The sequence below is a fragment of the Rhodococcus sp. NPDC056516 genome, from assembly GCF_042794655.1.
Taxonomy (GTDB): domain Bacteria; phylum Actinomycetota; class Actinomycetes; order Mycobacteriales; family Mycobacteriaceae; genus Rhodococcus_F.
Map to the genome: position 1 here is coordinate 411,618 of NZ_JBHTTG010000005.1, position 22,717 is coordinate 434,334.

The 22,717-nt window shown below is 62.9% G+C and carries 23 protein-coding genes and 1 tRNA gene; 18 read left to right on the forward strand and 6 right to left on the reverse strand.

All coding sequences use genetic code 11. The annotated features are described in order from the left end of the window. Window positions 1-28 precede the first annotated feature (28 nt). The 13 genes from ACFQ6Y_RS17735 (at window position 29) to ACFQ6Y_RS17795 (ending at window position 12,516) form a co-directional block, all read left to right on the forward strand. Window positions 29-1,234, forward strand: a complete 1,206-nt coding sequence (locus tag ACFQ6Y_RS17735; protein ID WP_378635284.1) for a rhodanese-like domain-containing protein — start codon at window positions 29-31, stop codon at window positions 1,232-1,234. Continuing rightward, the gene (locus tag ACFQ6Y_RS17740; RefSeq protein ID WP_378635288.1) at window positions 1,231-2,247 is read left to right on the forward strand and encodes an ABC transporter permease; all 1,017 of its coding nucleotides are present in this window, start codon (window positions 1,231-1,233) and stop codon (window positions 2,245-2,247) included. Before ACFQ6Y_RS17735 ends, ACFQ6Y_RS17740 begins: the two co-directional genes overlap by 4 nt. After that, on the forward strand, window positions 2,244-3,113 hold the full coding sequence (locus ACFQ6Y_RS17745; protein WP_378635293.1) for an ABC transporter permease: 870 nt from the start codon (window positions 2,244-2,246) through the stop codon (window positions 3,111-3,113). Before ACFQ6Y_RS17740 ends, ACFQ6Y_RS17745 begins: the two co-directional genes overlap by 4 nt. Then, on the forward strand, window positions 3,110-4,699 hold the full coding sequence (locus ACFQ6Y_RS17750) for an ATP-binding cassette domain-containing protein (protein WP_378635295.1): 1,590 nt from the start codon (window positions 3,110-3,112) through the stop codon (window positions 4,697-4,699). The genes ACFQ6Y_RS17745 and ACFQ6Y_RS17750 overlap by 4 nt, the downstream gene beginning before the upstream one ends. Then, window positions 4,684-4,971 (forward strand): hypothetical protein, encoded by a 288-nt coding sequence (locus tag ACFQ6Y_RS17755; protein WP_378635298.1) that lies wholly within the window; start codon window positions 4,684-4,686, stop codon window positions 4,969-4,971. The genes ACFQ6Y_RS17750 and ACFQ6Y_RS17755 overlap by 16 nt, the downstream gene beginning before the upstream one ends. Beyond that, window positions 4,968-6,317, forward strand: coding sequence for an NtaA/DmoA family FMN-dependent monooxygenase (locus tag ACFQ6Y_RS17760; protein WP_378635303.1), 1,350 nt, complete (start codon window positions 4,968-4,970; stop codon window positions 6,315-6,317). The genes ACFQ6Y_RS17755 and ACFQ6Y_RS17760 overlap by 4 nt, the downstream gene beginning before the upstream one ends. Continuing rightward, window positions 6,314-7,651, forward strand: coding sequence for an NtaA/DmoA family FMN-dependent monooxygenase (locus ACFQ6Y_RS17765; RefSeq protein ID WP_378635307.1), 1,338 nt, complete (start codon window positions 6,314-6,316; stop codon window positions 7,649-7,651). The genes ACFQ6Y_RS17760 and ACFQ6Y_RS17765 overlap by 4 nt, the downstream gene beginning before the upstream one ends. A 2-nt stretch (window positions 7,652-7,653) precedes the next feature. Next, window positions 7,654-9,342, forward strand: coding sequence for an ABC transporter ATP-binding protein (locus ACFQ6Y_RS17770; protein ID WP_378635311.1), 1,689 nt, complete (start codon window positions 7,654-7,656; stop codon window positions 9,340-9,342). Beyond that, complete coding sequence (locus tag ACFQ6Y_RS17775; protein ID WP_378635317.1) at window positions 9,339-11,093, forward strand: ABC transporter ATP-binding protein; 1,755 nt, start codon at window positions 9,339-9,341, stop codon at window positions 11,091-11,093. Before ACFQ6Y_RS17770 ends, ACFQ6Y_RS17775 begins: the two co-directional genes overlap by 4 nt. Window positions 11,094-11,125: 32 nt before the next feature. Next, window positions 11,126-11,902: a DUF427 domain-containing protein gene (locus ACFQ6Y_RS17780; protein WP_378635321.1), complete on the forward strand. Its 777-nt coding sequence runs from the start codon at window positions 11,126-11,128 to the stop codon at window positions 11,900-11,902. A 71-nt stretch (window positions 11,903-11,973) separates the two neighbouring features. Beyond that, on the forward strand, window positions 11,974-12,111 hold the full coding sequence (locus tag ACFQ6Y_RS17785) for a transposase (RefSeq protein WP_378635324.1): 138 nt from the start codon (window positions 11,974-11,976) through the stop codon (window positions 12,109-12,111). Between the two features lie 19 nt (window positions 12,112-12,130). Next, window positions 12,131-12,301 carry a hypothetical protein gene (locus ACFQ6Y_RS17790; protein WP_378635328.1) on the forward strand — a complete coding sequence of 57 codons (171 nt, stop codon included), beginning with the start codon at window positions 12,131-12,133 and terminating at the stop codon, window positions 12,299-12,301. An 86-nt stretch (window positions 12,302-12,387) separates the two neighbouring features. After that, window positions 12,388-12,516, forward strand: coding sequence for an IS3 family transposase (locus tag ACFQ6Y_RS17795; protein ID WP_378635701.1), 129 nt, complete (start codon window positions 12,388-12,390; stop codon window positions 12,514-12,516). Between the two features lie 523 nt (window positions 12,517-13,039). Here the strand turns inward: ACFQ6Y_RS17795 and ACFQ6Y_RS17800 are convergent. The 3 genes from ACFQ6Y_RS17800 to ACFQ6Y_RS17810 all read right to left on the reverse strand — a co-directional run bounded on the left by ACFQ6Y_RS17800 (window position 13,040) and on the right by ACFQ6Y_RS17810 (window position 16,464). Beyond that, entirely contained in the window at window positions 13,040-13,978 is a 939-nt protein-coding gene (locus ACFQ6Y_RS17800; protein WP_378635332.1) for a CPBP family intramembrane glutamic endopeptidase, read from the reverse strand. Between the two features lie 349 nt (window positions 13,979-14,327). After that, window positions 14,328-14,606, reverse strand: coding sequence for a hypothetical protein (locus ACFQ6Y_RS17805; RefSeq protein ID WP_378635337.1), 279 nt, complete (start codon window positions 14,604-14,606; stop codon window positions 14,328-14,330). A 253-nt stretch (window positions 14,607-14,859) separates the two neighbouring features. Further along, on the reverse strand, window positions 14,860-16,464 hold the full coding sequence (locus tag ACFQ6Y_RS17810; RefSeq protein ID WP_378635341.1) for an MFS transporter: 1,605 nt from the start codon (window positions 16,462-16,464) through the stop codon (window positions 14,860-14,862). Between the two features lie 271 nt (window positions 16,465-16,735). On the opposite strand from ACFQ6Y_RS17810, the gene ACFQ6Y_RS17815 reads away from it, so the two are divergent. Then, a complete protein-coding gene (locus ACFQ6Y_RS17815; protein ID WP_378548257.1) occupies window positions 16,736-17,134 on the forward strand; it encodes a hypothetical protein in 399 nt (132 codons plus the stop codon). Between the two features lie 174 nt (window positions 17,135-17,308). Here the strand turns inward: ACFQ6Y_RS17815 and ACFQ6Y_RS17820 are convergent. Then, window positions 17,309-17,382, reverse strand: a tRNA-Gly gene (locus ACFQ6Y_RS17820). A 305-nt stretch (window positions 17,383-17,687) separates the two neighbouring features. Here ACFQ6Y_RS17820 and dcd point away from each other — a divergent pair. From dcd to ACFQ6Y_RS17840, 4 genes are all read left to right on the forward strand, one after another. Further along, a complete protein-coding gene (gene dcd / locus ACFQ6Y_RS17825; RefSeq protein ID WP_019747488.1) occupies window positions 17,688-18,257 on the forward strand; it encodes a dCTP deaminase in 570 nt (189 codons plus the stop codon). 25 nt (window positions 18,258-18,282) lie between these two features. Beyond that, window positions 18,283-18,567: a hypothetical protein gene (locus ACFQ6Y_RS17830; RefSeq protein WP_378535855.1), complete on the forward strand. Its 285-nt coding sequence runs from the start codon at window positions 18,283-18,285 to the stop codon at window positions 18,565-18,567. A gap of 91 nt (window positions 18,568-18,658) precedes the next feature. Beyond that, window positions 18,659-18,865, forward strand: a complete 207-nt coding sequence (locus ACFQ6Y_RS17835; protein WP_007726530.1) for a hypothetical protein — start codon at window positions 18,659-18,661, stop codon at window positions 18,863-18,865. 30 nt (window positions 18,866-18,895) lie between these two features. Further along, window positions 18,896-20,419: a hypothetical protein gene (locus tag ACFQ6Y_RS17840; RefSeq protein WP_378635346.1), complete on the forward strand. Its 1,524-nt coding sequence runs from the start codon at window positions 18,896-18,898 to the stop codon at window positions 20,417-20,419. Window positions 20,420-20,421: 2 nt separating this feature from the next. Here the strand turns inward: ACFQ6Y_RS17840 and ACFQ6Y_RS17845 are convergent, their stop codons facing one another. Next, complete coding sequence (locus ACFQ6Y_RS17845; protein WP_378448649.1) at window positions 20,422-21,174, reverse strand: IclR family transcriptional regulator; 753 nt, start codon at window positions 21,172-21,174, stop codon at window positions 20,422-20,424. Continuing rightward, entirely contained in the window at window positions 21,174-22,685 is a 1,512-nt protein-coding gene (locus ACFQ6Y_RS17850; protein WP_378635350.1) for an APC family permease, read from the reverse strand. Before ACFQ6Y_RS17850 ends, ACFQ6Y_RS17845 begins: the two co-directional genes overlap by 1 nt. Window positions 22,686-22,717 lie beyond the last annotated feature (32 nt).

The following is a 22,717-nucleotide window of genomic DNA, read 5'->3' on the forward strand; positions in this document are numbered from 1 at the left end:
TTCACACTGACGATCGGGAATCGAATTCATGAACCATCGATCCATCAATGCAGCACAGCTGCACACTCTCCTGAACGGAGTCGGTGAACTCGCGCTGATCGACATTCGCGAGGTCGAGGACTTCCGGCAGTCGCACATCTACCACGCCGCGTACCTTCCCGCGTCGTGGGGCGAGGGCCGCGAGGGACGGGTGGCCGCGCTGGTCCCACGCCGCGAGACCACTGTCGTGTTGGTCGGCGACGACGCAGTGGTGCAGCGGGAAGCGGCCTTGTGGATCGAGTGGGGATATCGCGACGTTCGAGTGCTTGACGGTGGGACGGATGCGTGGATTGCTCACGGATACAGAGCATTTCGTAACCTGTGCGTTCCGAGCAAGGCGCTGGCCGAGTCGGCGCGCGAACGTTTCGGAACGCCGAGTGTGTCGGTGGCCGAGCTGGCGATCCGGATCGAAGGTCCACGACCACCGGTGATCGTGGACGTGCGGTCCGGTGCCGAGTACGAGGAGGGCAGCATTCCCGGTGCGCTCGGGCTGCCCGGTGGCGAGCTCGTCGCAGCAATCACCTCTGTCCTCGGTGATGGCGATCGTGAGGTGGTGGTGACGTGTGCCGGACGGACGCGAGCGATCTTCGGCACACAGTCACTTCGAGATGCGGGTCTGCCCAATCCGGTGGTGTTCCTCGAAGGGGGAACCACGGCCTGGACGGCGACCGGGCGCTCGCTCGAACCCGGTGGCCGAACCGTCGAGAACACCGGGGAGCTGCCGGCTTCTCTGCCTCGCGTCGAGGGATACGACGCCGGTATCGCGCGGATCGATCACGCCGGTGTCGACGATCTGCTCGCGGAGACGGAGCGGACTACGTACCTGATCGATCCGCGACTGGCCCCTGGTGAACTACCCGCCGGGATCAGCGGAGTCCGGCACGTTCCGGGCGGGCAGTTGGTCGAAGCCGTCGACGAGTACGTCCCGGTCCTGCGTGCCCGGGTGGTCCTGGTCGACGACGCACCGTACGTCCGGGCGGTGGCGCTCGCCCGCTGGCTGCGGACGTCGCGGCTGGTCGAGGTGTTCGTATTCGATTCTTCTGCGGTGCAAGCACATCCGAACGGAGATCGGCCGGAGCCGACCGGTCATGGCGCTCGGGGGCGAGCCGACGGACTCGAACTCGACGTCCGGCAGTGGAGTCTCGGTTTGCCGCAACTGGCCGAATCAGAGCCGGGTGGAGGGTTTGCCTTGTGACTGGCATCGACATGACCGACCGCTCCATAGCTGTGAAGCGGCAACACCGGCCGGTTGGAAGGATCGTCCTTCGGCGCCTCGCGCAGGCGCCGATCGTCCTCCTGATCGTCTCGGCCGCGGTGTTCTGGCTCGTGCAGATCGTGCCGGGCGATCCCGGCCGGGTAGCCCTCGGGCAGTACGCAACTCCGGAGCAGGTCGCGCAGTGGAACGCCGACAACGGACTCGACGGATCCATCCTCGAGCGTTACCTCGGCTGGCTCGGCGGATTCGTGACGGGCGACTGGGGGACCAGTCTCGCGTACGGCGAGCCGGTTCGGGAGTTGGTGATCGAACGACTCCTCAACTCCGTGTTCCTCGGCGTGTATGCCTTCGTGTTGACGGCGCTGATCGGAATAGCGGTAGGTCTGTGGCAGGCGTTCCGGGCGGGAAAACGCAGTGATCGGGCTCTGACCATGTCGTTGGTGTCATTGTCGTCGACGCCGGAGTTCGCGGTGGGCACTCTGCTGCTGGTGGTGTTCGCCGTCTTCCTTCGCTGGTTTCCCGTTCACTCCGCGATACCGGACGACGCCTCGATAGCAGCGCGCCTCACGGTGACGACGCTGCCGGCGTTGACGCTGGCGGCGGCGACGGTGGGTTACGTCGCTCGAATGGTGCGCGCCGGCACCATCGAGACCCTGCGTGCACCGTTCTACCGAACCGCCGTCCTGAAAGGGCTGCCGCGGCGTCGGATCGTCTCGGCGCACGTCACTCGTAATTCACTCGTGCCGTCGGTGGCTGTCCTCGGTGGGCAATTCGCGTACCTGATCGGAGGAAGTGCCGTGGTGGAGACGCTGTTCAGTTATCCCGGTATCGGGCTCACCATCGTAGAGGCAGCGCAGAAGAAGGATCTGATTCTGCTCGAGGGCGCGATCATGGTCACCGCTCTGGCCTCGCTGTTGGTGTTGTTGGTGACCGATCTCGTTTACATGGCTCTCGATCCGCGGATCGATCTCAGTCAGGAGCAGCGCGTATGACCGTTCTCGATCCGACTCTCGTGGACAGAGTGTCGTCCCCTCCGACCGTCGGAGCGGCGGTGTTGCGCAAGCTGCTTCGACGACCGACGTTCACCGTCAGCGCCGCAGTGGTGCTGTTCTGGTTCGCCGCACCCGTCGCGGTGTGGGTGTTCGGACTCGACGCGTACGGTGAAGCGGGCGCGTCCAACCAGCCGCCGGGCTCCGGGCATCTGCTGGGTACCGACGACCTGGGCCGATCGGTCGCGGTCCGTGTACTCGCGGGGGCCGGTCCGATTCTGCAAGTCGCCCCGACCGCTACGCTGCTGGCTGCGATCGCCGGCACAGTCCTCGGGCTGATTGCCGGCTACCATCGCGGCGGCGTAGTCGACGACCTCTTGATGCGCTCGTTCGACATCTTCAACGCACTGCCGGGCATCGTCGCGGTGCTGCTGGTGGCGTCCGCGTTCGGACGTTCACCGACGACGCTGATCATCTCGATCGCGATCTTCTTCGCCCCGATCATCGCGCGTACCGTTCGATCCGCCGTTCTGGTCGAGATGGGCAAGCAGTATGTCGAAGCTGCTCGCACTCAAGGAGAATCGACCAGGCGCATCCTGTTCGGTGAATTGCTTCCCAATGTCACGCCCGCCCTCGTCGTGGAGGGGACTATCCGGCTCGGATACGCGATCTTCGTCTCGGCCGGATTGTCCTTCCTCAATCTGGGTGCTCAGCCGCCGTCTCCAGACTGGGGTCTTGTGGTGTCGCAGAATCGCATCTTCATCCAGAACGCCTGGTGGAGTGTTGCGTTCCCGGCTCTCGCGATCATCTCGCTGGTCGTCGCCATCAATCTGATCGCCGACAATCTCAAGGAGGTTCTGGACCGATGACACTGAATGTCCGATCCCTGACCGTCGACTACACCACCAATCACGGAACACGCACCGCCGTCGACGATCTGAGTTTCACGATCGCCCGGGGCGAGGCGTACGGATTGGTCGGTGAATCCGGATCCGGAAAGTCCACCGCCGCATTGGCTCTGGTTCGCTACCTGGCAGACAGCGCCGTAGTGCGCTCGGGAGAGATCGATCTTTCGGGCACCGACGTCCTGACACTCGATCCCGAGCCGTTGCGACAGTTGCGATCACAGCGAGTCTCGACGGTCTACCAAGAACCCGGACGCGCACTCAACCCCACAATGCGAGTGGGAGTGCAGGTAGCCGAGGCCATCGCGGTCGGCCGCGGTGGGCCCATCCCGGCCCTCGGGTCGACCGAGGTGCTCGAACTGCTGGACCGGGTGGGGCTGCCTGCACCCGATCAGTTGGGGCGGCGGTACCCGCATCAGCTGTCCGGCGGTCAAGCGCAGCGGATAGTCATCGCGATGGCCTTGGCGGTGCAACCCGAACTGCTCATCCTCGACGAGCCGACTACCGGACTCGACGCCTCGGTGGAGGCGTCGATCCTCGTGCTCGTGAACGATTTGCGGTCCGAACTCGATGCGGCGGTACTGCTGATCAGCCACAACCTTCCCCTGGTCAGCGCGCATTGTGATCGGGTCGGGGTGCTCCAGAACGGCGTACTGGTGGAGGAAGGCGCGGCCCGCGATGTGCTGAGCCGTCCACAGCACGACTACACCCGAACCCTTGTCGACGCACTTCCCGACATCGACACCCCGAAACCACAATGGCTGGTCCACGACGACTCACCGGTCGTGGTGTCGGTGAAAGGTATACGGAAGACATACGGTCCCACAGTGGCCGTCGCAGGAATCGACCTCGAGATCCGCCAGGGTGAGGTGGTCGCAGTGGTCGGTGAATCCGGTAGTGGGAAAACGACTCTCGGCCGTGCAATAGCCGGATTGACGACGCACGAGGGCGTGATCGCGATCGACGCACCGAAGTCGCAGCATCATCCTGTGCAGATGGTGTTCCAGAGTCCCGACGCCACGCTCAATCCACGACGTTCGGCTCGTCGGATTCTCGCGCGCGCCGTGAAGTTGCTCGGCGGCGAGTTCACAGTTGAAGAACTCGCCGAGAAGGTCGGTCTCGAACCCGAACTGCTCGATCGTCTGCCTGGTGAGCTGTCCGGAGGTCAGAAGCAACGCGTCGCCATCGCGCGCGCATTCGCCGGACCATCGACGCTGGTGGTCTGTGACGAACCGGTGTCGGCGCTCGACGTGTCGGTCCAGTCCCGAATTCTCGCGCTGCTACGCGAACTTCAGGTGACCAGCGGGGTGTCCTACCTCTTCATCTCTCACGATCTGGCCGTTGTGCGCGCCCTCGCTGACCGGGTCGTCGTGATGCGCGGCGGCGAGATTCTCGAGCAAGGCCCCGCCGATCAGATCTACACCAACCCTCAACACCCGTACACCCGTGTACTGGTCGAAGCCGCGCGGTACGGGGCACTCCCCGACCCTGCCGAGGCAACTCGGCCGATCACCAACGATTCCGAAAGAATGGCATGGCACTCGAACTGAGATCCTGGATCAACCCACAGCCCTACACGACGAGCTACTCGACGGCCCCGATCGCCCGCGAAGCAGCCTACTTCGGTACCACTCCGGAACCGGTCACCGTCGATCCCGATCACGTCCGACGGGAAGCGCGTGAATACGAGGACCTCGGCGTCGGTATCGTCACGCTCGGCGGATATGCCGCAACACCAGAGAAGGTCGAGTTGCGCAGTGAGACATTGCGTCTCATCCGCCAGTCCGCTGCGGCGCGAGACAACTCGGCGGTGGCCGTATGAGTGCTGCAACGAACTCGCCGCTACGACTGACGGCCTTCCTCGCACCGCAGGGATATCACGAGTCGGCGTGGAAAGTCGGCCCACCACCGGTCACGGCAGACGCCCACGAAACGGTGTTCCAGGCAGCTCGCACCGCCGAACGCGGGCTGCTCGACGCGGTGTTCATCGCAGACTCGCCAATGCTGGAACCGTTTCGCGCCCGGTACTTTCCGCAGGTCCGTCACGATCCGATCGCGCTCGTGTCCGCGTTGTCGGTGATCACCGAGCGCATCGGACTCGTCGCCACCGCGTCCACCACCTACAGTGCACCCTACGATCTGGCGCGTCGTCTCGCGACAGTCGATCACCTTTCGGGTGGTCGTGCCGGCTGGAACGTCGTGACGACCAGGCTGACGGGGGTGGCACGCAACTTCGGTACGGCCGCTCATCCGGAACACGGCGACCGGTATGCGCGGGCGGGGGAGTTCGTCGACCTGCTCCGACGGTTGTGGGACGGCTGGGACGACGACGCCGTCGTCGCGGATGCAGACAGCGGTGTGTGGGCAGACATCTCCCGGATCCGGGAAGCACATTTTCACGGCGATTTCTACGACGTCGACGGTGCACTTCCGCTGCCACGCTCACCTCAGGGACACCCGGTTCTGGCACAGGCCGGATCGTCGGGTCCGGGAGTCGACCTGGCCGGACGGATCGCCGACCTGGTCTTCACTGCCCAGCCGGATATCGCAGCAGGCCGCAGATTCCGTGATTCGGTTCGAGACGCCGCGCGCGGTTACGGCCGTGCACCCGAGAGCGTGGCGGTCCTGCCGGGAATTTCGTTCGTGCTCGGCAGTACGGCTGCCGAGGCGCAGACCAAGCGTGATCAGCTGGAGAATTCGGTGGACCCGGAGTTCCGCTGGCGCAACCTTGCGTTCAACGCGGGCATCGATCCCGAGCTACTCGACCCGAACGCGCCACTCGACGAACGCGATCCGGCGCTCATCGCACGCACCAGTCGCACCGACGACCTCCTTCGCCGCACACGCGACACCGGCTGGACGTTCCGCCGGTTGTCCGCCGAACTGACCAGCCTGCCGGGTGGTCTCGACGTCACCGCGACGCCGGAACAACTCGCCGACCTGATCGAGTCGTGGTTCACCCAGGGCGCGAGCGACGGCTTCACATTGCAGCCGAGCACGCTGCCCGATTCACTTGAACTGTTCGTCGACCACGTCGTCCCGATTCTGCAGAATCGCGGCCTACACCGAACCGAATACAGCGGTACAACTCTGCGCGACCATCTGGGTATCGCGCGACCAGTATCGAATCCGCCCGTCCATTCTCTTACCCCGATAGAGGTATCATGACTCGCCAGGCCCATCTGAACGTCTTTCTCTCCACCGGTGGATACCATGAATCCGGTTGGCTTGTACAGGATTACGACACGGTCACCGACGGCGGTATCGCGCACTACCGTAGCGCCACCCGAACAGCCGAGCGTGGTGTGCTCGACTCGGTGTTTCTGGCCGACGTGCCGAACCTGACGAAATTCCGGGCCAGATATTTCCCTCAAATTCGTTGGGACCCGATCACGCTGCTCGCTGTTCTCGGGGCGGATACATCCCACATCGGTCTGTTCGGTACTGCATCGACCACGTACAACGAGCCGTACGAATTGGCGAGGCGGTTCGCCACGCTCGACCACACGACAGGTGGGCGTGCCGGCTGGAACATCGTGACCACCTCAAATCCCGCTGTCGCCGCGAACTTCGGGCTGGAAGGGCATCCCGAACACGGCAACCGGTATGCACGGGCCGCCGAATTCGTCGACGTCGTCCGCCGTCTGTGGGACGGATGGGAGGACGACGCGATTGTCGGAGACCGCTCGAGTGGCCTATGGGCCGAACCGGACCGAATCCATCCGGCAGATTTTCACGGTGAGTTCTACGACGTCGCGGGTGCCCTTCCAGTGCCGCGTCCACCACAGGGCCATCCGGTGCTCGCGCAGGCTGGTTCGTCCCCGGCCGGTATCGACCTGGCAGGACAGGTCGCTGATGTGGTCTTCACACCACAACCGACCATCGCTGCGGGCCAGGCATTTCGCGCGAAACTGCAGGCAGCGTCGAGGCGACACGGCCGGGACGAGAACAGTGTGCGTATTCTTCCCGGTCTGGCATTCGTGCTCGGCAGCACCGAGCGGGAGGCCGTCGAGAGGCGCCGCGAACTCGAGGATCGAGCCGATCCCGAACTGCGGTGGCGCAACCTCGCCCACAATGCGGGGCTCGACCAGTCGCTCATCGATCCGAACCTGCCGCTGAGCCCCGAGGTTGCCGCAACGGCGAGATCGCCGTTCGCGCAATACATCGTCACGGAAGCCCTCGCGTCGGGTCGGCCGTTCGGTGAACTCGGAGCGGTACTGACCGGGTTGCCGGGTGGGCTCGAATTCACCGGCACCCCCGAACAACTCGCCGATCTGATCGAGTCATGGGTGCTCGAGGGCGGCAGTGACGGCTTCACCCTGCAACCGACCACCGTCCCGGATTCGCTCGAGTTGTTCGTCGACCACGTCGTCCCGATTCTGCAGAATCGCGGCGTGCACCGTACCGAGTACAGCGGCGCCACTTTGCGTGATCATCTCGGATTGCCGGACATTCCGTCCCCGCACCGCGCACCGGTCTCGGCCGACTCCCACAGGCGGTAACGGTGGCACGATCCACGCCTTCGGGACCGTGGTCGCAATTGTGGATGCGGACACCACGGCGTGAACGGCGCGGTATGGCATGGGCTTTCGTCACCGGGATACTGTGGTCCGTTGCGGCGGTGGGTGTCCCGTTGGCAGCGGGCGCTGCCGTCGACTACCTGATCGCCGACGATCACGATTCGGTCGGCCCGGCGTTGCTAGTCGGCATGATCGTCGCACTGGCGTTCGCCAAGGCATTTGCGCTGCGCATTCGGCGGTATCTGACGTTCACGACGGCGGCGCGACTCGGTGGCAGTCTGCGACGGCGACTGTTCGCGTCGCTCCATGCCCGCGACGCCCGGTTCTTCGACGAAACGCCTCCGGCAGAGGTGCTGGCGTCGGTGGGCGACGACACCGAGTACGTCGAGCAGTTCGCGGTGATCGCGCAGGTCCTGCTCAATAACCTGGTGTGGACGACCCTGATCGTCGGTGCTCTCCTGTGGATCGACGTTCCGTTGACCGTGGTCACGGTGGTTCCGTTGACGTTGGTTCTAGTCCTGTCGTTGCGATTTCTGCGGGCACTCGATTCTGCGAACGTTGCGATGCGACGGGACAGTGTGGGCATCGTGGGGGCCGCCGCCGACGTGGTGACAGGTGCACCGACGGTCAAGGGATTGGGGCTCGAGGACCGGTTCCTCACCACCCTGACCGACCTATTTGGGCGCTCACGCGTCAGCGCACAGGCTGTGGGAAGCATTCGCGCCCGCTACACCTCCATCATCGAGTTCGTGCCGACGTTGAGCATCGTGTTGGTGCTCGTGTGCGGGACGGCTCGCATCCGGTCGGGGGACATGTCGGTCGGTGATTTCACGGCGTTCAACGCGTACGTGGTCATGGCTGTGTGGCCGCTGAGATCGACCGCGAATGCGGTGTCCGGGGCCTCCCGAGCGGCAATTGCCGTTACCAGAATTGCCGCCCTGGAGGGTCCGTCGCAGGTGTCCGCATCGACGGCCGAACCTACTGTGACAGGACCGGTGCGAGTTGTATTGCAGGACTTGTCCTTCGGATACGGAGTGTCGATCGTCGAGAATGTCGATCTCGTCGTAGAGCCGGGGGAGACGGTGGTGATCACTGGGGCGACGGGCACGGGAAAGTCGACACTGCTGCGGCTGATCGCCGGCGAAGTCGTACCGGACAGAGGATCGGTGACCGTTCACGGGATTGATCTGCGCAGCGTCGATCAACAGCACCGTCACCGACTGGTTGCAGTCGTCACCGACGAGGAGTTCCTTTTTTCCAGGTCACTGCGCGCAAATCTGGTGATGGCACACCCGAACGCCACCGATCACGATGTCGAGTTGGCCGCCGAGTTGGCCGCACTGGGTGACGTCGTCGACCGACTTCCCGAGAAATGGGACACCGAGGTAGGGGAGCGAGCCGTGCGGCTCTCCGGTGGCCAACGCCAGCGAGCCGCGCTTGCCCGCGGGTACGTCTCGCCCGCCGGATTGTTGTTGCTCGACGACGTCACGTCGGCACTGGACACCGAGACGACTGGTCGGATTGCGACGTCGCTGCGGGAGTTGAAGCGGCGGAAGACGGTGATTCTGGTGAGTTCGCAGCCGGCGTTGGTTGCCGCTGCCGATCGTGTGTTGGTGCTCAGTGGCCGTGCTCTGTCCGAGATCACCGAAAGTGCAGTCGGGGTGAGGCGATGAGCCGCAGCATCGGCGCGGACCGCGAATTGCTCGCCGATGTCTCGACCGGTTACCGAGGAAGGATTGCGGTACTCGTCGCGCTCGGCGTGATCACCACGGCCTGCGTCCAATCGGGGCCGTTGTTGATCGCGTGGGCGGTGGATCATGCGCTCGGCGGGAACGGTGCATGGATCGCAATAGTCTGTGCTGCAGCCTATCTGGCCGTCAATGTGGCGGGTGCGGGTCTGAGCGGACTGCAGTTGCGGATGGGCTCGCGAATCACCGAAGATCTGTTGTACCGTTTGCGCGTACGCCTGTTCGGCCGGGTGCTCGACCTCGACGCCACCTACTTCGAGCGAACCTCGGACGGTTCGATACTGAGCCGGTTGACCGGTGACGTCGAAATAGTCGCGATCTTCCTGCGAAGTAACCTGGTGGCGGCGATGTCGAACCTCCTGGTGCTGATCGTGACCACCGTGTTCTTGTTCGTACTGTCGCCACCGCTGGCCTTGATCGTGCTGGGATGCGTGATGCCACTGGCGCTGATCCGCACCCGTAGATTCCTTCGGCAAGCCCGCTCGAGCAACGACGGACTGCGGGAAGCCGCAGCAGCGGCGACGGGTGAACTCAACGAGGGGGTTCGCGGTATCGCCGTCGTGCGCCGCTTCGGACGTGACGCCGAACAGATCGCCCGGTACGAGAGCGTCGACGACCGCCGGTTGAGTGCTGCGTCGGCTAGTTATCACCTTGCAGCGCGCTACTCCGCCGAGATCGACGCACTCGGAGTTCTCGCCTATCTCCCCGTCGTCCTGGGTGGCGCGTTTTTGCTCGACAGAGGCGTGGTCAGTGCCGGGGCGATAGTCGGGTTTGTCGTCTACGTCGGTAGTTTCTTCGATCCCGTACAGAATCTCACCCACGTGCTCGCTCAGGCGCAGGCAGCGCGCAGCGCCGTGGGCCGGATAGCTGCGTTGCAGGCGGAACCGGTGCAGCCACCGCCGCCGAATAATCCGGTGCCGATGCCACGCACCGGTGAGTTGGCACTCGATCAGGTTTGGTTCGGTTACGGAATCGACGTCCCTGCCCTCCTGCAGGACTTCACGGTGCGACTGCCGCCCGGATCGCGAGTAGCCTTGGTGGGGGCGAGCGGTGCGGGTAAAACCACTGTCGCACGGCTACTTTCACGAACGCTGGTTCCCGGCCGTGGTTCGGTGTATTACGGGGGTGTCGACCTCCGGTCGGTCACCCGGAGTGAGCTGCGATCTCGAATCGTTTCCGTAGCGCAGGAAGGGCATTTCTTCTCGGGCTCCACGGCCGAAAACCTAAGTGTGACCGGCGCATCCGAAGCTGAGGTACACGTCATGCTCGCCCGACTGCGCAAAATGGGTCTGGGCAGCCACGACAATCGGCGGCTGTCCTCCGGGCAGCGGCAACTGATCGCGCTCGGGCGCGCGTTGCTTCTGGACCCGTCGGTCCTGATCCTCGACGAGGCCACCGCGGACGTCGACGAGGACGTAGCGCTCGCCGTCGACGAACTGCTTGCCGACCTGCGGCCGGACTGCACAGTCCTGGTCGTGGTGCACCGGATGGAAACCGCGATGCGGATGGAGCGGGCGATGGTCATCGCCGACGGTGCCGTCGTCCAGGACGGCGCTCCGGCCGAACTGGCCGCAGCGGCGGGACCGTTCCGCACTCTCGTCGAGCGTGAGCGCTCGAGTTTCACCTCTGACCCCACCGCCGAGGCCGGGGCCGATCTCATCCGGCCGGACCGTTAACCAGTCAGAAGTCACAGAGAAAAGGAAAATTCATGACCGAGATGGACACTCCCACAGCACTCACCCGTCGGCATCCCGTGCCACCCGGAGCATTCACGTTCGAGCCAGGTAACCGACACGTACGCGGCACGATCGGCGAGCAGATGATCGTCGACAGCACAGCCCCCGTGCTGGTCTGGGAACCAGATCAGGCTGTGCCGGGATACGTCTTTCCGCGAGCCGACGTGCGCACTGAACTGCTGGCCCCGACGCCGGCGCCCGACCACGGCCGCCACGCCGGCGTCCGCACGTGGTATGACCTTGAACTCGACGGTGTCACCTACCCAGCTCTTGCGTTCGACTACGGTGTCGACGGGCTCGAGGACTACGTCGGTATCGACTGGTTCCGGCGCGCCGAGCCGGGCGTCGAGCACTGGTACGAAGAGGCGGAGGAGATCTTCCGCCACCCGCGCGATCCTTACAAGCGCATCGACTCGCTGCAGAGCACTAGGCACGTCGAGGTCTTCATCGGCGGCTCCAAGGTGTCAGACACCCGCGTGCCGGTCCTGCTGTTCGAAACCCGACTGCCGGTTCGGTACTACATCCGCCGAGAAGACGTGGACTTCACACACCTGCGGGAGACGTCACTGTCGACCACGTGTCCGTACAAGGGCGATGCTCGGTACTGGTCGTACGAGAACGGTGATACCGTTCTCGAGAACGTCGTTTGGGCGTATCCAAATCCGCTGGCGTCGGTCACGAATATTACCGATTACGTCTCGTTTTACAACGAGATAGTCGATATCGTCGTCGACGGCACACCGGCATGACCCCCATGAAGTGACCCGCAAGTTATGAGAATTCTCCTGCCCTGATCGAGGGGCATGAAAGGCTTCATCTCATGGCTGGACGTAAACGGCACACGCCCGAACAGATCATTCGCAAACTGCGCCAAGGCGACGAACTCGCCGCCAAAGGCACCGACATCGAGGAAATCGCCCGACAACTCGACGTCTCCGTGCCGACGCTCTACAACTGACGAAAGCTTCTGCGGCGGAATGAAAGCCGACGGCGCCAAAGAGTTCAAGGAACTCAAGAACGAAAACGCCCTTCTCAAGAAGCTCCTCGCCGAAGCCGAACTCGAAAAGGCGGCACTCAAGGAGATCGCGAAGGACACTCCTATAGACGTCAAGTGGTCCAAGCCTGGTAATCCCCTCCGAGCGTGCTGAACGCTTCTCGGGCGAGGTAGCGCTTCTGGAACCGGACGATCCGGACTCCGATCTGCGGAAGTGGTTGCGAGACTGGGCCAAAGCCAATCAACGAAAAGGTTTCTTCACGGGCGTGGGCGGACTTGCGTGCCGCGGGCTGGGTGATCAACAAGAAGAAGGTTCAGCGCCTCTGGCGCGAGGAAGGAGTGCGGGTGAAGGTCCCGCAAGATCCGTAAACGAGCCGGCGCTTCGACCACTCCGATCACCGAGGCAGATGCTCCGAAAGTCGTGTGGGCGATCGACTTCCAATTCGACTCCACCACCGACGGCCGGAAGTTCAAGATCGCGTCGATGGTGGACGAGCATACGCGCCACTCGGTGGATTCGTTTTCTGCTTCGCGTTGACGGCCCAAGGAGGTCGATCATCTGAACGGTAGTGGGCAAAGACGAGAGGTCCGTTCCGCGCCGTCTCCTGCGTAACCACTGTTCAGTGCACTTTTCGCCCAGCAAATATGTTGGAGAGTGTTGGCACGGTCCGGGGCCTGAGGACTGAGCAACTCACCCGTCGCCCCGTACGTCTGCCCTGCTGCGGAGGTGTTTCCTGACCTGCACTCCGCTAAACGACCGCAGCGAGTGTTCGTGGTGGGGGTCTGCGATTCGAAGAAGCGATGCCGGAGAAATCCGTTGACGCGTCTGAATCTCCGCACTGTTCGATGCTGTTCCAGGCCGCGGATGCTGTAGTAACCACGCTATCGGTTGTCAGTTGGTCGAGGTGGTTTCGGTGATGGTTCCGTCTGCAATCGCTGGTGCGCGTGTGGCTTCGACGGTGCGGTAGTAGCGGTAGGAGGCCGCGACAGCGATGACAAGGATGAGCGTCGTCAGCACGCTGCCTTCCACTCCGTAATCGCCTCCGGTCAAGACTACGGATGCGCCGGAATCCGCGCCGAAGGTGAAGATGGTGACATCGCGAGCACTGGAGTCACCGGATATGCCGAAGATGTTGCTCTGGGCCATGTTCCATGCCATGTGAAGTCCGTCAGCGAACCAGATCGACCCCTGAGTGAGGGACAGGAACGAGAATAAGAGACCGAACAGGAAGATGTTGATCAGGACGAGGGGATGGAAGTCGATGTGGACGACAGCGAAGAGGACCGACGGCAAGATCACCGCGACCCACCCGTTCGTCAGCGTCAACCCGTGCCATTGCAGCAGGTAGCCGCGGACAACGATTTCCTCGGTCGAAGCCTGAACGATCCAGACCGGGATCAGCGACAGCACGATCCACACGGCCGCCGACCCTGTGGTGACGTGACTTTCCGTCGCGTTGGCGTCGTAGTCAGCAAACAGCACCATCAACAACAGCGCGACACCGAAGAGTACGAAGCCCGCGACGAGACCGGCGATGAACCTTTGCACGCCCCGGCGGTCACGCAGGCCGACCGAGAAGACCGACCGTCGCTCGTACAACACGACCCACAGGGCGAGAACGATCAGCGTGAAACCATTGGTGATTACCTCGTTCCATTGCGCGGGCACACTTCCGTCTTTCCCGTGACCGGTGATCGCTTCGGCAATTACCGCGCCGATACTTTGGCCGCCGATGATCGCAACGAGCGCGACGATCCAGACGACAACGAGGTTGGGGCGCCTCCGCGCGGTAGCGGCTTCCTGTACCAGGGGCGAGGACACGACATTCATCTGCAGAATCTCCGATCGTGGCGACGGATCGAGCATCCCATTTGCCCGATCCGAATCAGGCTATTGGATGAGTGCGGTCCGTGTGCTGCGACAGCACTTCGTTACGATGGATCCCGCGCGGCCCCTAGTTGGGAATCGTTCGTATTGCGATGGTCACTGTGCACACCGAAACTCGCACGATTGGCGTTCAGGGAGCATGAGTTCGACGAGATCATCTCGGGCTCGACTTTTCATGCGAATCGCTAGGCCGACTCAATGAAATAGGCTCTCCGCGAACAAGGTTGGAGCCGTCGATACGTGGCGTCGGCGGCTCCGACCTTGTTCTGGTGTGTTGATCTGTTGGTTTTGGTCAGGCCGGGGCGGTTGAGGGTTGCTTTTCGTTGATTTGGCCTCGGGTGATGAGTTCTTCGGCGAGGCCGACACACACGCCGAGTGCCAGCAACGCAACGATTTCACCGCCGGTCCAGGCGCTCCAGTCGGTTCCGGTCAGGTGCGCGACGATAGCGGCGATTACGAGAATCGGGCCGTTCCACAGCCATCGGTGTCCACGGATGGGTTGGGGCGAGATTCTTACAGATGGAAAGTGGCTGCGAGTCGCAGAGTGTTGACCGTCATCTGAAAATGTCATAGCGATCTGCACCGCGAGCGCACGGTCATAGGATTACAACCTTGCCAGAGAACTCGGTCGCCGCGGAGGCAGATCGCTCACCGATAACATCGCCGCGCGGGCCCGAACCCCGAATTGCGCCAGCGTGTTATGCGCAAAGATTGCTATGGCGCTCGGTGTCGAGGATCTCGTCGAGACCGCCACAACTCTGTTGCCGATGTTTTCAGGTCGAAATGGCTTCTCAATCGTGGTGGTGCGTGGCGTCGTCGGAGTGTCAGTGAGTGTCCGGCTCGTCGCCGGAAGCCGTTGACGGGGTTTCCGGGATCCGGATCATCCGAAACGAATTGAACACCCCGACGAGGCCGGCGAGGAGGGGAATGAGAAGCGCGACCTGAAGCGCGAGAGGTCTTGTGTCGGTGTTGATACGGATGATTTCGTTCTGAATTTCCGGAGGCTGGTTGACGAGTAGTTGTTCGAGCTGGGTGTTGCTCATGACTTCGGCATCGTCTTCGAGTACTTGCGCCACTTGCTGCTGCTCTGCCTGGGGGAGCACGATGCTCGATTGCGCCATGGTGGTGAAAGTGATCGAGAGTGTCGCCAACATGATGGCGCCGGCGAATGCCAACCCGAATGACAATCCGAAGGACCCGGCCGCGGAATTGACGCCGGCAGCTTCGCTGATCCGCTGCTCCTCGATCGGGGCAAGTGTGTAGTTGTTGAGCTGAGAGACCAACAATCCCAACCCTGATCCCGCGATCAGCAGGGGGATTATCAGACCCCAGCCGAACTCCGCCCGTGGCACGATCGGGATCAACGCCACGATTCCGATCGTGAGCAGTACGAATCCCCACCTGATGATTTTGCTCGGGCGCCGATCACCCGCCTTCTTCGCCGCAAGTAATGCCACTGCGAACATACTCAGGGAGAGGGGCGCGAGAGACAAACCTGCTTGCATGGCGTTGTACTCGAGCACCATTTGCAGGTAGATCGGCAGCGCGATCATCGTGCCACCCAGGGCTATTTGTTGGAGCATCTGTCCGGAGATGCCCAGCCGGAAGATCTTGGAGCGGAACAATTCCGGATCCAGCAGTGTCGGCCTTCCTCGACGTTTGCGCCGCACGAGCCAGTACGCCAACCCTGCCAGTGCAATCGCCCCGATCGCCAGGAGCGCACCAACGGCTTCACCGCCTTCCTGCCAGACCAGGATTCCCAACACGATCCCGCCCATACCCAGAACGGACAGGACCGCACCCACCAGATCGATGCCGGTAGGGCCCGTGTACGGCACATCGCGGACCAGCTTGATGCCGGAGAGGACGACCGCGATGACGACGACCTCGAGCACGAAACCGACGCGCCACGAGAGATAGGTGGTGATGAATCCTCCGAGTAGCGGTCCGACGGCGGCGGCAATCGCTGCCGCTGCACCGACCAAGGCGTAGACCTTCTTCTGCTCTGCTCCTTCGAAGTTGCCGTGGATGAGGGATTGCATTGCGGGCAGCAGGAGGGAGGCGCCGATCCCACCGAGCACTGCCCAGAAGATGACGATTGCGGTCAAGGACTGCGCAAACGCCATTGCCGAGGCACCGATGGCGTAGCCCAGGAGGCCCAGCACATAGGCCCGTTTGCGCCCGATGAGATCGCCGACTTTGCCTCCGATCAGAATGAATGCCGCGGATACCAGTGCTTCGAGTGCGATCGCCGCCTGGACGCCGCTCACTGTCGTGTCGAGGTCGCGGACGACGGAGGAGATCGAGACATTCATCAGTGATGTGTCGACGACGAGAACGAACATCGCCATCGCGAGCAGGAGGGCGAGCAGGCGTGGCGGACCGGATGCCTGCTCGGCGGTGCTGTCGGTTGTCGGTTCCTCAGTCATGACGGATTAGCTGCCTCCGTAGTTAAGACACTCTCCCCGCAGAGTTCCACCTCGCGACGAGTCCCAATCTGCGCTCGCCCGTGGATGCCTGCGGTATCAGAGCGAACGTGCGGAGCGCCTGTGAACGACCCGGCATCGCCGTGGTCGAGGGCCGCGTGAGGCTGTCGACTTCGCGCCCCGCGATTGAGGACCGAGCAGCGGGTATCCAGCCGTCGTGACCCTAGGGCAGGGGCACCCGACCGATTCGCACGTGAGACCTCGAGGGGCGGCTATGTCCGAGAAAATTCTGGTCCAGCAAAGTGTGGCAAAGGGAGCGACGATGGGCGGTGCGGTACTTCTCGTCACTGTCGGCGTGCTCGAGTTCTTACAAGGTGTCTCCGCGATAGCGAAGGACGAAGTGTTCGTCGTAGGTCCCGATTACTCCTACCAATTCAATCTCACTGCGTGGGGGTGGATCCATCTTGTACTAGGTGTCGTCGTCGCGGTGGTCGGCGCCAGTTTGTTCACGGGGTCGATTTGGTCCCGGGTGGGCGCTTTGGTGATCTGCGGTGTGTCGGTTCTCGTCAATTTCTTGTGGTTGCCCTACTACCCGTGGTGGGCGACGATAATCATCGCGCTCAATGTTTTCGTGATCTGGGCGGTCACGACCTGGAATCGCGAGATCATCTGAGGCGCAACGCTGTGGGCACCTCGTTTGTATGTACACGTGTTCGAGAGTTCGAAGTGCTCGGAGAAGATCCGTCGAAACCGGCCTTACGACGGCTGATCAACCAGAAATCGCCTATCGGAAGGAACTACGGATCAAATAGGTGAACTCAACAGTGCTTGATGGGCGAGAACCCTGTGGAGCCGATGACGGGAATCGAACCCGCGTATTCAGCTTGGGAAGCTGATGTTCTACCATTGAACTACATCGGCGTCGCAGCCGACCGGGCGTGTTTTCACCGCCGACCAACCTGCGTTCCGAACATTATCAGACGAGCTTACACACAGCGTGTCCCCGGCCGTCATTGATCAGATGGCGTGTGTCGAAGTCGGCGCGATTGGTGGATGGTTTGTCCACAAGTTCTGCGCGGGAAAGCCTTTCGGCATGGACAGCTCGAGGTATGTGGGGCAGAGGCACTGCGGGGGAGTCCCGAACTCACCCATCGCGCTTCGTCACCGCAACGTGATCGCCGCCGGCGATGGGTCGGCACTGCTCGCAGAACCGGTAGCCTCTACCTGTGCTGCTCTCCGATCGTGACATCCGTGCCGAAATCTCCGTTGGACGTCTGGGTATCGACCCTTTCGACGATTCCATGGTGCAACCGTCGAGCGTCGACGTGCGCCTGGACGGTCTGTTTCGGGTCTTCAACAACACGCGGTACACGCACATCGACCCGGCACTTCGCCAGGACGAGTTGACCAGCCTGGTCGAACCGGCAGAGGGCGAGCCGTTTGTGCTTCATCCCGGCGAGTTCGTTCTCGGTTCGACTCTCGAAGTGTGCTCACTGCCGAACGACCTCGCCGGTCGCCTCGAAGGTAAGTCGAGCCTCGGGCGCCTCGGCCTGCTGACGCACTCGACCGCCGGTTTCATCGACCCGGGATTCAGCGGCCACATCACACTGGAGCTGTCCAATGTCGCAAACCTGCCGATCACGCTCTGGCCGGGAATGAAGATCGGACAGCTCTGCCTGCTCAAGCTCTCGAGCGCCGCAGAGTTCCCGTACGGAAGCTCCGAGGCCGGATCCAAGTACCAGGGCCAGCGCGGCCCGACACCGTCGAAGGCGTACCTGAACTTCAACCGCAGCTGAACGAACGAACTTCGGGGGGAGTCGCATGATCGGACTTTTCTACGGTCTGGTTTTCATGAACTTGTTGTTCGTGACCAGCACCGTGTGTTTGATGAAGCCGTCGAAAGTCAGTGTCGTTGCGACCGCCTGTGCAGGGGTGGCCTGGCTGTTCTTCAATGGACCGCTGGAAGGTCAGGTCTTGTGGTCGTTGAACAGAGAACACGGTCTGACGGTCTCGGATCTGATGTCGCTTGTTGCCTTCGGCATCGCCGTCCGGGGATGGAATCAGGTTCGCAAAGTCCGTGAAACCGTCGACGCAGATCGTTTCTGACCTGCGCGCTCACCTGGATTGACCGCCACGATTCGGACAGATGTTTCGACCTGGAGCACAACAGTCGTCGAATCGGGCACAATTACTGGTTATGTGGTGGATTGTCGGTGGCGTACTACTCGTATGGGTCGTGTGTTCCATTCCGATTGCCATCCTGGTGGGGCGGGGTATCGCGCGTCGGGACCGCGCAGAATTCGACGGGCGAAATCAACAGTGGGCCGACGAGGTTGTCAGGTCGATCGAGAAGCAATCGGAGCAGGACAATGCCGATCGGCGTAAGCCACCACTGATCAGCTGACCAGCTGGACTTTTCCGGACGTGAGTGGGCATGGAACTTCCATCCGATACTCCCGACGACGTCGTGGCCGCGGCCGCCGGCGGACCAAGGGTTCCGCAGTTCGATCCCACAGTGGGGATTCCGGTAGTTCCACCTGGCGGAGATGCTCCCCACCGGTTGGTGGTCATCGGCGATTCGCTGTCGCAGGGATTCCAGAGCGGGGCGATCTTCAATACCGATCTGTCGTATCCGGCGATCATTGCTCACCAGCTGGGCCGGCTCGACGAGTTCCGCTTTCCCCGTTACGGCGGCCCGGGCGGGCTTCCGCTCAACATCGAACTGTTGCTCCGCACCCTCGAGGAGCGCTTCGGCCCACGGCTCGACCTCTGGGAGGTTCCGCTCGCACTCTTCGCTGCGCGTGCGTTCATGGACCAGGTGGAGGACTACTGGGAACGCGGACCGGGCAGCGAAGCGCCGACGTTCTCGGCAATCAACCACAACCTCTCGGTGTACGGGTGGGATCTTCGTGACGCTCTGACCAAGACGGCGCAGGACTGTGAGGACGCTCTTCACCAGCCGCACGACGATTTGATCAGCCAGATCGTCGAGAACAACGGTGAGCGCGCCGCACTGCGAGTTCTGCCGCGAGGCTCCGACGCCGAGAAACGAATGACCGCGTTCGACGCAGCAGCGGAGTTGGGTAAGGAAGGCATCGAAACTCTGATCATCTTCCTCGGTGCCAACAACGCGCTCCGCACCGTCACCGAACTCCGAGTCGAGTGGAGCGGCAACAACTTCCGTGATCCGGACGGCAAGCGCGACTACACGGTGTGGCAACCCGAGCACTTCGCGTCGGAGTATGCCGGGGTACTCGCTGCGATTCGAAAGATCAACGCGCAGCATGTCATCCTCTGCACCGTCCCACACGTGACCATCGCACCGATCGCCCACGGGCTCGGTGGGAAGATCGAAATCGGATCCCGCTATTTCCCGTATTACGCGAGACCGTGGGTGCGCGATACCGACTTCGACCCACAACGCGATCAACACATCACCGGCGCGCAGGCATGGGCCGTCGACACCGCAATCGACATGTACAACGACGGAATCGAGCAGGCCGTCGCGAACGCCCGTCGGGTAGGGAAGGACTGGTACCTCTGCGATATTGCCGGGTTGCTCGAGCGCGTGGCCTCACGGCGCTACGTCACCGACGTCAATGCGCGGCCGTCATGGTGGACGCCGTACCCCCTCCCCAAAGCGCTGACCGACCTGCAACCCGTGCCGGACTCGCTGTTCCTCTCCGCCGACGGTCACGGTGGCCGCGCTTCGGGCGGACTCTTCTCGCTCGACGGCGTTCATCCCACGACAGTCGCGTACGGGGTGATGGCGCAAGAACTGGCGAACATCATGGTCACGGCCGGAGTCCAGTTCGACCGTGCTCAGGTCGATTTCGACCGTCTCGTCAGACGCGACACCTTGGTGCGCACTCCGCCACAGAATCTCGATTCCACACTCGGCGTCATCGGGTGGGCGGACGAGCATCTCGGCTTCGCCAAACGTGTCTTCGGCCTCTGAATTCAGCTTGCCTTCGACATCGTCGGTGCAACGATGCGTTCCGCGTACTCCCGCAAGAGCGCCACAAGTTCTGCGTCGTCCACGGAAAGTCTGCCGGTCGGACCTATCGCAGCCAAGGCGCCGACGACACACCTTTCCGCGTCGTGGATCGGGACGGCGACGGCGGAGCGTCCGACACGAATCTCGTCCACCTCACGGGCGGGCTCACCGCGCCGGATCCGCGAGAGCTCGAGTTCCAACGCGTCGCCGTCGGTGATGGTGTGAGCGGTGACCTTTCGCAGTGGGGTCTCGGCCAACTCGGGACGGTTGGCGAGGAGCAGCTTTCCGATAGCCGACGCGTGAACGGCGGTGACCAGTGTCCGTTCACCGCTGAGTTCGTGGTCGGGATCGCGATCGACGAGCCGAATTCTGTTTTCTGCAAACGACGCGAGATAGACGCCGAACCGCAGCTGCTCGCGGAGTTCTTCGAGGAGCACCGAATTGTCGACAGGTGTGGGTTCGGCGGCAGCTCCGGCTAATTCGCGGGTGCGTCGACCTAGTGCGAATCCGGAGAGATCGGCGATCCGGACCAGGTAGCCGTCGGCGACAAGAATGTTGAGTAACCGGTATGCAGTGGCGGGTGGAATATCGGCCAGAGCGGCAATGTCTTTGGCGGTGGCACCCGATCCGAGCCGGGCCGCCGCTTCGAGCAGGGCAAGGGCGCGCTGAACGGCTCGGGGTTCGTGCCCGCCGAGGTCGCGTGGTCGACCCACCATCAGCGGACGCCGGCAGTCGGCTCGCCCACCAGCACGATGTTTCCGGCTGCGTCGGTGGCGAACACCCCAGCTCCTGGTAGTACGTCCTCGGTTTCGGGACTGTCGAAGGCTCCGACGTGCAGCAGGCTTTTGGGGCTTCGGCGTCGCAGGTAGAACTGCCAGAGCGTGCCCGAGGTCAAGATGACCAGTACGGCGATCGGTGCCACGTACGCGTGGTCGATCGTGTTGGCGTAAACCAGGTATCCGAGAACTACCGCGCCGGCGCCACTTCCACACGACGCGGCCGCGAGAACGCCGGGGGTGTGCTCACCGATCCGTGTCAGGAAGACAACGGAAGCGATCGCCACCAGTGCATAGGCCACGATGACGGCGCCGCGAACAGTCAGTCGAACGTCGTCGAAGATTTCTCCTCGCCCGAGTACGGCAAAGGTTCCGCCGCCCAGCAGGACAGTGCAGACCACGGCGGTCAATGCGAAGTAGGGCGTGCGGAAGGCACTGTGAACCGAGGCGAACCGGCGGGGGAGTAAGCGCTCGACACCGAACGAATAGACCAGGCGTGACGCAGCATTGGACGACGCCATCGACGACGCCAGCCACGAGCAACCCAGACCGACGTTGAGGGCGATCACGACACCGGGGCTCACTCCCGTCGCCGTTCCGTGGAGATAGGCGTTGACGAGGGTGTCACTGCGCCCGGACCAAGCGGCCCAGCCGGCGAAGATGAAGAGCGATCCACAGATGATCGGAGTGAGCAGGACTGTGCGGGTGACGGTTACCAGCGGACGACGGGCCTCGGGGCCGAAGAAGGCCGCGCTCTCGAATCCGGCGAGAGCAAACACGGCAGCCAGAGCGGTGAGCAGTAGTCCGTGGCCGGAGGTGGGCGGAACGATCTGCGCTTGTTGACTTCCGGAACCGCCCAGGATCATGAGCCCGACGATGAACAGAAGGGAACAGCTTTCGACGACGAGGATCGCGAGCGCGGCGAATCTGACACTTCGCACGAGGGCACCGAGAATCAGCAAGGCTATCCCCAGATAGATCGCGATGACGTGAAAAGTCTTGTCCACGTGCACACCCGCGAAGCCGAGCAACGCGATTGCCGCCTGCCCGCCGTGATAGAGCGTCATGACCGCGCTGCCGACGTATTTGACCAGCATGGCGATGCCGGTGGTCAATGCTGCCCGGGTGCCGAGGCCACGAAATACGAAGCTGTGCAGTCCGCCCGACGCCGCCATTCGGCGGGTGAACTGCGAAACACAGAAAGCTATGAGCGTCACCAGCACGGTGGCGGCGATGATGGTGATCATCCCGCTCAACAACCGGCCGTGCGTCAGCATGGTGACGGGCAGAACGACCATCGACACAGCGGGAGCAGTGGTCGCCACCGACTGGGCCAGCACCTCGGCACCGGAGAGTTGCCGACGGCCCAACGCGCGCAGCGGCGATCGCGCCGGGGGCTGCTTCTCGCGCGTGGTGAACGACCGCGCGATGGCTTCGGTGAGAGCGGACATGTCGCGTCACGCTAGTCCGGTTCTGTAACGCC

What these genes read in the sequence shown, in the direction of transcription:
- ACFQ6Y_RS17775 (WP_378635317.1), top strand. Translation starts at nt 9,339, where the DNA reads ATGAGCCGCAGCATCGGCGCGGACCGCGAATTGCTCGCCGATGTCTCG.
- ACFQ6Y_RS17755 (WP_378635298.1), top strand. Translation starts at nt 4,684, where the DNA reads ATGGCACTCGAACTGAGATCCTGGATCAACCCACAGCCCTACACGACG.
- ACFQ6Y_RS17815 (WP_378548257.1), top strand. Translation starts at nt 16,736, where the DNA reads ATGTCCGAGAAAATTCTGGTCCAGCAAAGTGTGGCAAAGGGAGCGACG.
- ACFQ6Y_RS17785 (WP_378635324.1), top strand. Translation starts at nt 11,974, where the DNA reads ATGGCTGGACGTAAACGGCACACGCCCGAACAGATCATTCGCAAACTG.
- ACFQ6Y_RS17830 (WP_378535855.1), top strand. Translation starts at nt 18,283, where the DNA reads ATGATCGGACTTTTCTACGGTCTGGTTTTCATGAACTTGTTGTTCGTG.
- ACFQ6Y_RS17735 (WP_378635284.1), top strand. Translation starts at nt 29, where the DNA reads ATGAACCATCGATCCATCAATGCAGCACAGCTGCACACTCTCCTGAAC.
- ACFQ6Y_RS17805 (WP_378635337.1), bottom strand. Translation starts at nt 14,606, where the DNA reads ATGACATTTTCAGATGACGGTCAACACTCTGCGACTCGCAGCCACTTT.
- ACFQ6Y_RS17845 (WP_378448649.1), bottom strand. Translation starts at nt 21,174, where the DNA reads ATGGTGGGTCGACCACGCGACCTCGGCGGGCACGAACCCCGAGCCGTT.
- ACFQ6Y_RS17780 (WP_378635321.1), top strand. Translation starts at nt 11,126, where the DNA reads ATGACCGAGATGGACACTCCCACAGCACTCACCCGTCGGCATCCCGTG.
- ACFQ6Y_RS17840 (WP_378635346.1), top strand. Translation starts at nt 18,896, where the DNA reads ATGGAACTTCCATCCGATACTCCCGACGACGTCGTGGCCGCGGCCGCC.
- ACFQ6Y_RS17750 (WP_378635295.1), top strand. Translation starts at nt 3,110, where the DNA reads ATGACACTGAATGTCCGATCCCTGACCGTCGACTACACCACCAATCAC.
- ACFQ6Y_RS17745 (WP_378635293.1), top strand. Translation starts at nt 2,244, where the DNA reads ATGACCGTTCTCGATCCGACTCTCGTGGACAGAGTGTCGTCCCCTCCG.
- ACFQ6Y_RS17850 (WP_378635350.1), bottom strand. Translation starts at nt 22,685, where the DNA reads ATGTCCGCTCTCACCGAAGCCATCGCGCGGTCGTTCACCACGCGCGAG.
- ACFQ6Y_RS17790 (WP_378635328.1), top strand. Translation starts at nt 12,131, where the DNA reads ATGAAAGCCGACGGCGCCAAAGAGTTCAAGGAACTCAAGAACGAAAAC.
- ACFQ6Y_RS17810 (WP_378635341.1), bottom strand. Translation starts at nt 16,464, where the DNA reads ATGACTGAGGAACCGACAACCGACAGCACCGCCGAGCAGGCATCCGGT.
- ACFQ6Y_RS17760 (WP_378635303.1), top strand. Translation starts at nt 4,968, where the DNA reads ATGAGTGCTGCAACGAACTCGCCGCTACGACTGACGGCCTTCCTCGCA.
- ACFQ6Y_RS17800 (WP_378635332.1), bottom strand. Translation starts at nt 13,978, where the DNA reads ATGAATGTCGTGTCCTCGCCCCTGGTACAGGAAGCCGCTACCGCGCGG.
- ACFQ6Y_RS17835 (WP_007726530.1), top strand. Translation starts at nt 18,659, where the DNA reads ATGTGGTGGATTGTCGGTGGCGTACTACTCGTATGGGTCGTGTGTTCC.
- ACFQ6Y_RS17765 (WP_378635307.1), top strand. Translation starts at nt 6,314, where the DNA reads ATGACTCGCCAGGCCCATCTGAACGTCTTTCTCTCCACCGGTGGATAC.